Origin of the sequence: Modestobacter sp. VKM Ac-2982, from assembly GCF_026967935.1 — a bacterium.
Classification (GTDB): domain Bacteria; phylum Actinomycetota; class Actinomycetes; order Mycobacteriales; family Geodermatophilaceae; genus Modestobacter.
Genome location: NZ_JAPVBL010000008.1, coordinates 1 through 1931, shown reverse-complemented (window position 1 = coordinate 1931; position 1931 = coordinate 1). Strand labels below are relative to the sequence as shown.

Annotated in this window: 2 rRNA genes (1 of these 2 running past the window's edge); both read right to left on the bottom strand. The window is 59.2% G+C overall.

The annotated features are described in order from the left end of the window. A 23S ribosomal RNA gene (locus O2W20_RS22640) occupies positions 1-44 on the bottom strand; it reaches 2868 nt to the left of the window's first position. Positions 45-260: 216 nt separating this feature from the next. After that, positions 261-1785 (bottom strand): 16S ribosomal RNA (locus O2W20_RS22635). The 16S and 23S rRNA genes sit together here, the layout of an rRNA operon. Positions 1786-1931: the final 146 nt, after the last annotated feature.

Sequence of the window (1931 nt, the reverse complement as noted above, 5' to 3'; positions counted from 1 at the left end):
AGCCCGCTCCCTCAGGACCCAACAGCGTGCCTACGACCAGACCACCCACACCCACCCCGCTCCACACCCTCCCCCCGCTTCCGAAGAAGCAAGGATCACAAGGTCGTACTAGGGGCAACCGCAGCTGCCTGGCCGAACTGGTCAGCGTTCCACCCTTGAGCTCCGTCACGAACACCCGAGCACCCCCGAAGATGAGGGCACTTCACGATCCGCGCACGGCTCTGGACCACCACACGAGTGTGGCGGCCAGTGCTCCTTAGAAAGGAGGTGATCCAGCCGCACCTTCCGGTACGGCTACCTTGTTACGACTTCGTCCCAATCGCCGATCCCGCCTTCGACGGCTCCCTCCCACAAGGGGTTGGGCCACCGGCTTCGGGCGTTACCGACTTTCGTGACGTGACGGGCGGTGTGTACAAGGCCCGGGAACGTATTCACCGCAGCGTTGCTGATCTGCGATTACTAGCGACTCCAACTTCATGGGGTCGAGTTGCAGACCCCAATCCGAACTGAGACCGGCTTTTTGGGATTCGCTCCACCTCGCGGTATCGCAGCCCTTTGTACCGGCCATTGTAGCATGTTTGCAGCCCTAGACATAAGGGGCATGATGATTTGACGTCATCCCCACCTTCCTCCGAGTTGACCCCGGCAGTCTCCTATGAGTCCCCACCATGACGTGCTGGCAACATAGAACGAGGGTTGCGCTCGTTGCGGGACTTAACCCAACATCTCACGACACGAGCTGACGACAACCATGCACCACCTGTGCACGACCCTTTAAAGGACCTGCCATCTCTGACAGATTTCCGTGCATGTCAAGCCTAGGTAAGGTTCTTCGCGTTGCATCGAATTAAGCAACATGCTCCGCCGCTTGTGCGGGCCCCCGTCAATTCCTTTGAGTTTTAGCCTTGCGGCCGTACTCCCCAGGCGGGGCGCTTAATGCGTTAGCTGCGGCACGGAGACCGTGGAATGGCCCCCACACCTAGCGCCCAACGTTTACGGCGTGGACTACCAGGGTATCTAATCCTGTTCGCTCCCCACGCTTTCGCTCCTCAGCGTCAGTTACTGCCCAGAGACCCGCCTTCGCCACCGGTGTTCCTCCTGATATCTGCGCATTTCACCGCTACACCAGGAATTCCAGTCTCCCCTGCAGTACTCTAGTTTGCCCGTATCGACTGCAGGCCCGAGGTTGAGCCTCGGGTTTTCACAGCCGACGCGACAGACCGCCTACGAGCTCTTTACGCCCAATAATTCCGGACAACGCTTGCACCCTACGTATTACCGCGGCTGCTGGCACGTAGTTGGCCGGTGCTTCTTCTGTAGGTACCGTCACTTTCGCTTCGTCCCTACTGAAAGAGGTTTACAACCCGAAGGCCGTCATCCCTCACGCGGCGTCGCTGCGTCAGGCTTTCGCCCATTGCGCAATATTCCCCACTGCTGCCTCCCGTAGGAGTCTGGGCCGTGTCTCAGTCCCAGTGTGGCCGGTCACCCTCTCAGGCCGGCTACCCGTCGTCGCCTTGGTGGGCCGTGACCCCACCAACAAGCTGATAGGCCGCGGGCCCATCCTCAGCCGATGAATCTTTCCACCACCAGACCATGCGGTCAGCGGTCACATCCGGTATTAGCACCAATTTCTTGGAGTTATCCCAGAGCTGAGGGCAGGTTGCCCACGTGTTACTCACCCGTTCGCCGCTAGGGCACCACCCCGAAGGATGGGCCTCGCTCGACTTGCATGTGTTAAGCACGCCGCCAGCGTTCGTCCTGAGCCAGGATCAAACTCTCCGTAGATGATTTGATCGCAGCTGAGACCGAGAGTTGGCACTCTCGTTCAATCAACCAAAGGAACCCAATCAGCATCCGAAGACACCGAAGGGGGATTTGTTACTTGGCACTGACTTTCGGCACGCTGTTGAGTTCTCAAGGAGCGGACGCGC